This window comes from Pseudomonas sp. 32_A, assembly GCF_017490905.1.
Taxonomy (GTDB): Bacteria; Pseudomonadota; Gammaproteobacteria; order Pseudomonadales; family Pseudomonadaceae; genus Aquipseudomonas; species Aquipseudomonas inefficax.
The window spans coordinates 1-461 of record NZ_JAFGYI010000303.1 but is presented as its reverse complement, the minus strand read 5'-3'; the positions used below and the strand labels follow the sequence as shown (position 1 = coordinate 461).

The window sequence follows — 461 nt, the reverse complement described above, 5'->3', positions numbered from 1 at the left end:
ATATATGGCAGGTTTCCATCAATTATCTTGCTGCGCAGAGCTGCGCAATGACATTCAACCGTTCTATCTGAGATACCGAGGAGCCTTGAAATTTCTTTGTTGGTCAACCTCTCGGATTTCAGCAAAAAAACCTGGATTTGCGCATCAGTTAGTGGCGCAAAAAAATATTTCTCAATTCCAAAATATATAAGGACTCTATTGATTGACTCGGAAGCGCCGTAAAAGCCCCGATTTAATCTATAAATTTCTATTGGCGGAAGTGTTCGTGTTATATCATTTCTGTAGGTTACGATCCCAAGTATGTTTCCTCTGTATCCAAGTATGGGAAATTTTATCATCTCCTCGACCTGTGCCTCCCCACAGTCGTCGAGAAATTGATGTCTTCCCATTACGTGGGATTTATTCTCGCGTGCCGAGCGATCCAGGTCCTGGATCAATTGCGCATATCGAATCCCCCAATC

General features: G+C 43.0%; 1 protein-coding gene. It reads right to left on the bottom strand.

Annotation, left to right across the window (positions count from 1 at the left end; all coding sequences use genetic code 11):
- Nucleotides 1-437 (bottom strand): helix-turn-helix transcriptional regulator (locus tag J5M58_RS26785; RefSeq protein WP_207880394.1); only part of this gene is annotated, 437 nt, incomplete at its 3' end.
- Nucleotides 438-461 lie beyond the last annotated feature (24 nt).